Raw genomic sequence first — 5,912 nt, 5'->3', positions numbered from 1 at the left:
CGGGTTGCACGCGGGAGCCGCGCGCGGGGAAACGCACATTCTCGGCAACCGGGCGCGGCGCGGCAAACAACGATTCCCGCTTTGCTTATCGCGACTATTTTGAGGGCGTACAACGCGTGACCGCGGCGGCTGGACGCTGCAACACCATCGCAGGGAGTTGACACGGTTTTCGCGATGCCACGCACGATGACAACCTTATTTGTCTACGTCTACGAAGCGCCGAATTGCCGGCCAGCAGACGAGTATGTCGATCCGGGACCGGTTCGGCGGTCGCACATCATCGCCTTCGTGTGGGACGACCTGACGAGCCTCATATGTGAAGACCATCGCGGGGGCTTTCACGTGGGGCGGCGTGCGTCAACCGCAAGCGCCGGATGCCCTGGCCGACCGCGGAGCGGGTGACGCCCATCCGGTCTGCCGCCGCGCGGAAATTCCGTTCTTTCGCGGCCGCAGGGAGCAGCGGCAGAAGATTCGGGTCCATATCATTGTCCAGTTACGCTGACCAACCTGTCACAGCAGGCACACGCGACGCAGCGCGACCGTCCTCAGATACAGCGATTTGCCGAGCCACGGCACGAACACATACTCGTCGTATGCGTCGCAGCCGATCAGGATCCAGTGCGACAGAACGTTGGACATGATGGTCTCCTCGAACCCGCTCGCCGCGAGGGGAAGCGGGGCGGCGCGTCACGAGCGCGATCCGTCGTGCCCGCACACGGTATACCCTGCGCATACGGCGTCTATTCCCGCCGACGCGCGAAGTGCTTCGCCCGCGGGATGTCGCACGTTGCCGGAATAAACCGGCCCGCGCCGCGGTATGCGGATCAAGTGCCGGACGCATCGACAGGGAGGGGGCCATGAGCGACGGGGAGCAGCTACGCGGGGACGTTCCGGACCAGTCATCGTGCGATCGCGGGTCCGCCTCGACGACGAACGACGGGCCACGGTCGCCGGCGTTCCGGGACCGCGTGCGCAGTGCCGCGCGAAGGCTGCAGCTCGGGTCCGGCATCATGTTGTGGATCTATATTTCCATTCACATGATCAATCACGCGCTCGGCATCTGGTCGATCGACGTCGCCGAGCGTGGCCTGCATCTGGCGATCGGCGTCTGGCAAAGCGTGCCCGGAACGATCCTGCTGTACGGCGCGGCCGGCCTGCATTTCGCGCTGGCGATCCGCACCATCTACGGCCGCCGGCACTGGGCGCTGCCGCCCGCCGAATGGCTGCGTCTGTGGGCCGGACTCAGCCTGCCGCTGCTGTTGATCCGTCACGTCGTCGGCACACGCGTCGCGACGTCGTTCTACGGCTTCGAACCGAACTATGCGCGGGTCGTCGTGGCGTTGCTGACGAGCGGCACGCAGGGCTTGCAGATCGCGCTGCTCGCGCCCGGGTGGGTGCACGGCAGCCTCGGGCTATGGTTTCATTTGCGCCGGCGCGCGTTTTTCCATCGCGCGCGGTTCGTGCTGCTGGGCGTGCTCGTCCTGCTGCCCGTGCTGTCGGCGGCCGGATTCGTGCAGATGACGCGCGCGGTCGTGCCGGGCAGTCTCGCCGCACCGGCCCCCGACGCCGCGCTGGTGGCCCATCGCGCCGCGCTCGACAGCTGGCGGCATCTGCTCGTCGCCGGTTATCTGTCGCTGATCGTCGTTGCGTTCGCCGGCGGGCAGTGGCGAAACCGGTTCGCCGGAGGCGTTTCGCGCGAGCAGCCGTGAAGGGCGGCGTGCGCCCGTGACGCCCTCGCCGGCGAGGCGATTCACGTGTGCCGGCTGAGTCTCACGCGAGAGGGTTCCGGCCGCACATAGTCTACTGACAGGAATTGGCACGAGCTTCGGCGATACTGTGCGCTTTCGTATCCGTTGATCCGCGGCGCACATCGGCGCTCTTCCGTCATGACCACTACTCAGGCTTCCGCCCCGCTGAAAGACTCGTTGGGCGAGCAACAATTCCGAACACTGTCCGACCTGCTGCATGCGATCGAACCCGGTTTCGACCGGGTGGCATTTCTGACGACGGCGCTCGACGGCCTCGACGACCTGACGCTGATGGCGCGCGTCAGGCGCGCCAGCGTGGCGATCGATGCGGCGGCGCAAGCATTGCCCGGCGGCTACGACGCCGTGCTGGCGTTGCTGCAGGAGGCGGCGCCACGATTGGGCCGCGGATTCGTGTCGCTCATCGCGCCCGATTATGTCGGGCAGTACGGTCGGCATGCGTTCGACCGTTCGATGGACGCGCTGAAAGGCTTCACGTCGTTCGGTACGTCGGAATTCGCGGTGCGCGAATTCCTGCGCGTCGATACCGCGCGTGCGCTCGCCACCATGGAAGCCTGGTCGCACGACGCGGACGATGCCGTGCGACGGCTGGCCAGCGAGGGAAGCCGCCCGCGCCTGCCGTGGTCGTTCCGCCTGCGCGACATCGAGGCCGACCCGGCGCTCGCGGCGCCGATTCTTGACACGCTGCGCGCGGACCCGAGCGCCTACGTGCGCCGCTCGGTCGCGAATCACCTGAACGACGTGGCGAAGTCGCATCCGGCCTGGGTGCTCGACCGTGCGGAACGCTGGGGCGGTGACCATCCGCATACGCGCTGGATCGTCCGGCATGCGCTGCGCACGCTCGTGAAGCAGGGCGATGCGCGCGCACTCGCGATACTCGGTGCCGAACGCGCGCCGCGGCTTGCCGTCGGCCCGTTCGGCGTGACGCCCGCGCAGGTGGTGCTCGGCGAATCGATCACGCTCGACTGCGAGCTGCATTCCACGGCCGACACCGCGCAGCGGCTCGTCGTCGATTACCGGATCGCGTACGTGAAGCAAAATGGCGAGGCGTCGCCGAAGGTGTTCAAGCTGAAGGGGCTGACGCTCGAGCCCGGCGCGCGCGTCGCGCTGCGGCACAGCCGGGCGATCCGCGATTTCACGACGCGGCGGCACTATGCGGGCCGGCACGAGGTCGAGCTGATCGTCAACGGCCAGGTCGTCGCGCGGTCGTTCTTCGAGCTCGCGATGTGAGGATGGCCGTTCGACATCGCCGACCGGATCGTCGACAATCCTCCGCGTGTACCGCATCCGCGCCTGCGTGGCCGCCGAGAGAATCTCCCATGACCGGAATATCCATCAGGACTGCCCATATCGACGATGCGCAGGCGATCGCCGATTTTCACGTGAAGGTCTGGCGGCATACCTATCGGGACCTCGCGCCGGCGCAGGCCCATGCGATTCTCGACGAGCATTACCGCGGCAAGACATGGCGGGAAAAGCTGATGTCGAACGACGCCCGTCAACGGGTGCTCGTGGCACACGCCGGCGGCAGGATCGTCGGCATCGGGATGGCCGGCGCGCCGTCGGAGCCCGTATTCGGCGGCCGCGGCGAAATCAAGTTCCTGTACGTCGATCCCGAATTCAAGCGCCGCGGCATCGGCCGCCAGCTGCTCGCACGACTCGCGACGCATTTGAGCCGCTTGCATTATCCGGGCGCCGCGTTGAGCGTGGTCAAGGGCAACGATGCCGCGCTCGCCTTCTACGCGGCGCTGGATGGCCGGCTCGCGGGCGAGTACGTCGATGCGGGGCCGGTCTGGCGGTCGCACAACGTCGTCATCGTATGGGACGACCTGGCGCGCCTCGCGTCCTGATCGCACCATGGCCGCCGCGGTACCCGCCGGCGGCACGCGTCACGCCAGACGGGCGCGCAGCCACGACGTGAACGCGGTCACGAGCGGCGCTTCGGTCAGCTCGTGACGCGTGACGAGATAGTACGCGTGGCGTGACGGCACCGTCTCGCTGAACGGCCGCACGAGCGTGCCGTCGATCAGGTCGTCGCGCACCGACAGGCTGTCGCCGAGCGCGACGCCTTGCCCGTGTACCGCGGCCTCGACGCCGATGTGCGCGTTGCCGATCTCGAGGATGCGGATGCCCGGCAGCCTGTCGGCGTTCGCTTCGGCCAGCCAGCGCATCCACGAGCCCGCATGTTCGCAGAACAGCGTGCGCCCGGCGAGATCCTGCACCTTGCGGATCGCATCGCGCCCGTTCATCAGCGCGGGGCTCACGACCGGGAACAGCGCCGGATGCGCGAGCAGCTCGACATGCCGGTTGCGCCAGTTGCCCTCCCCGTAGCGGATGCAGACGTCGACGTCCGGCGAATGGATCTCGCGCTCGTCGTTCGACGGAATCACTTTCAGATGAATGCCCGGGTAGCGCTCGAGAAAATCGCCGATGTGCCGGGCGAGCCAGCGCGACGTCAGCGACAGCGGCGTCGATACGGCGAGATCGCCGACGGCGGCCGGCGATTCGAGCCTGACGGTGGCGTTCGCGATCATGTCGAACGCGGCGCTGACCGGTTTCAGCAGCCCCTCGCCTTCGGGCGTGAGCTTCACGCGCGCCTTCGATCGGACGAACAGCGCGATGCCGAGCGTGCTTTCGAGAATGCGGATCTGGTGGCTGACCGCGCTCGCGGTCACGTGCAGCTCGTCGGCGGCGGCCGCCACGCTGCCGCGCCGGGCAGCGGCCTCGAAGGCGCGAAGCGGATTCAGCGGGGGCAGGCGGTTGCGCATCGGGGGAGCGTCGGCGGCGACGATACTGAGAAAAATTTCATTTAAGCGGATTCAATTTCTCGCTACAACAAAAAAAATTGAATGCCTACAGTTGGGGGCATCCAACCGAGTCGAGGTCGACCGCAATGAGCCTTACCGAACCGATCGAACGCCTGTGGGGCGGCCGTTTCCAGTCCGAACCGTCCGACGCGTTGCAGAACCTGTCGCGTTCCGATCCGAGTTTCTTCCGCCTCGTGCCCTACGACCTGGCCGGCTCGCGCGCGCATGCGCGCGAGTTGAACCGCGCCGGCATCGTGAACGACGACGAACTCGCGCAACTGCTGGCCGCGCTGGACGGCATCGCACGCGATTACGCCGCGGGCGCGATCGCGCCGTCGCTCGCCGACGAGGATGTCCATACGTTTCTCGAACGGGTGCTCACGCAGCGGCTGCCGGCGCTCGGCGGCAAGCTGCGCGCCGGGCGTTCGCGCAACGACCAGGCGGCGAACGACCTGCGCCTGTATCTGCGCGACCACGCACGCCGGCTCGTGCGCGGCGTGCTCGACCTGCAGGATGCGCTGGTCGGCCAGGCGAGCCGGCACGTCGACACCGTGACCGCCGGCTTCACTCATCTGCAGCCCGCGCAGCCGATCGTGTTCGGGCATCAGTTGCTCGCGCACGCGCAGGCGCTGTATCGCGATGCCGACCGCCTGGTCGACTGGGACCGTCGCACTGCGCGTTCGCCGCTCGGCGCCGCTGCGCTCGCCGGCTCGGCGATCTGCGTGCGGCCCGAGCTGTCGGCGCGGGAGCTCGGTTACGACGCACCCTGCGAGAACTCGATCGACGCGGTGGCCGCGCGCGATCACGTCGCCGAATTCGTGTTCGTCACGAGCATGCTGGCCGTGAACCTGTCCCGCCTGTCGGAAGAAGTGATCCTGTGGACGTCGCGGCAATTCCGCTGGGTGGAACTCGACGACAGCTACGCGACCGGCAGCTCGATCATGCCGCAGAAGAAGAACCCCGACATCGCGGAGCTGACGCGCGGCAAGGCGGGGCGCCTGATCGGCAACCTGTCCGGCCTGCTCGCGACGCTGAAATCGCTGCCGCTCGCGTACAACCGCGATCTCGCGGAAGACAAGATCGCCGCGTTCGATTCGATCGATACGCTCGGACTTGTGCTGCCCGCGATGGCGGGGATGATTCGCACGATGCGCGTGAACGTCGACGAGATGCGCCGTCAGGCGCCGCTCGGCTTCACGCTCGCCACCGAGGTCGCGGACTGGCTCGCGCTGACGGGCGTGCCGTTCAGCGAGGCACACGAGATCACCGGCGCGCTCGTGCGCGTGTGCGAGCACGACGGCATCGAACTGGCCGACGCGAGCGCGCCGGTGATCTCGTG

General features: G+C 67.6%; 7 protein-coding genes. 4 read left to right on the top strand and 3 right to left on the bottom strand.

The window, feature by feature from the left end; all coding sequences use genetic code 11:
* Positions 1-310 precede the first annotated feature (310 nt).
* Positions 311-481: a LysR family transcriptional regulator gene (locus tag G3N62_RS33885; RefSeq protein ID WP_226194263.1), complete on the bottom strand. Its 171-nt coding sequence runs from the start codon at positions 479-481 to the stop codon at positions 311-313.
* 29 nt (positions 482-510) lie between these two features.
* Positions 511-639, bottom strand: coding sequence for a hypothetical protein (locus G3N62_RS36320; protein ID WP_257786220.1), 129 nt, complete (start codon positions 637-639; stop codon positions 511-513).
* Between the two features lie 371 nt (positions 640-1,010).
* Between G3N62_RS36320 and G3N62_RS33880 the strand changes: the two genes are divergently transcribed.
* The 3 genes from G3N62_RS33880 to G3N62_RS33870 all read left to right on the top strand — a co-directional run bounded on the left by G3N62_RS33880 (position 1,011) and on the right by G3N62_RS33870 (position 3,616).
* Positions 1,011-1,709 (top strand): hypothetical protein, encoded by a 699-nt coding sequence (locus G3N62_RS33880; protein ID WP_124670556.1) that lies wholly within the window; start codon positions 1,011-1,013, stop codon positions 1,707-1,709.
* Positions 1,710-1,886: 177 nt separating this feature from the next.
* Positions 1,887-2,996, top strand: a complete 1,110-nt coding sequence (locus tag G3N62_RS33875; RefSeq protein ID WP_124670557.1) for a DNA alkylation repair protein — start codon at positions 1,887-1,889, stop codon at positions 2,994-2,996.
* Between the two features lie 89 nt (positions 2,997-3,085).
* Entirely contained in the window at positions 3,086-3,616 is a 531-nt protein-coding gene (locus G3N62_RS33870) for a GNAT family N-acetyltransferase (protein ID WP_049035167.1), read from the top strand.
* 39 nt (positions 3,617-3,655) lie between these two features.
* Here the strand turns inward: G3N62_RS33870 and G3N62_RS33865 are convergent, their stop codons facing one another.
* Positions 3,656-4,534, bottom strand: a complete 879-nt coding sequence (locus G3N62_RS33865; RefSeq protein ID WP_034190949.1) for a LysR substrate-binding domain-containing protein — start codon at positions 4,532-4,534, stop codon at positions 3,656-3,658.
* A 125-nt stretch (positions 4,535-4,659) separates the two neighbouring features.
* Between G3N62_RS33865 and argH the strand changes: the two genes are divergently transcribed.
* Positions 4,660-5,912, top strand: a 1,253-nt coding sequence (gene argH / locus G3N62_RS33860) for an argininosuccinate lyase (RefSeq protein ID WP_206141470.1), incomplete at its 3' end; no start/stop codon positions are given.

The organism is Burkholderia sp. Tr-20355, assembly GCF_017104685.1.
GTDB classification, from domain to species: domain Bacteria; phylum Pseudomonadota; class Gammaproteobacteria; order Burkholderiales; family Burkholderiaceae; genus Burkholderia; species Burkholderia seminalis.
Note: the sequence above shows the minus strand (reverse complement) of the source record. Positions and strands in the feature narration are given on the sequence as shown.